At 37.9% G+C, this 206-nt stretch carries 1 protein-coding gene; it reads right to left on the bottom strand.

The window, feature by feature from the left end:
* Window positions 1–206, bottom strand: a 206-nt coding sequence (locus H4J57_RS19780) for a cadherin-like domain-containing protein (RefSeq protein ID WP_182244018.1), incomplete at both ends; no start/stop codon positions are given.

Here is a 206-nt window from a genome sequence, read left to right as displayed (position 1 = left end):
TTGTATCTTCAGCTATCGTAACCGTTTCACTATCATCACTTAAATCTGACACTGGAGTTACTGAAATTGTTAGGGTAGAACTCTGTGTATCACCAGCACCATCGGTAACTGTATATGTAATAACAGGAACAGCACCATTGAAGTTATCATTCGGAGTAAAAGTATAGCTACCATCGGTATTTAAAGTTAACTCACCTTCAGTGAGA

This window comes from Colwellia sp. BRX8-7, from assembly GCF_014077275.1.
In the GTDB taxonomy this organism is placed as follows: Bacteria; Pseudomonadota; Gammaproteobacteria; order Enterobacterales; family Alteromonadaceae; genus Colwellia_A.
Note: the sequence above shows the minus strand (reverse complement) of the source record. Positions and strands in the feature narration are given on the sequence as shown.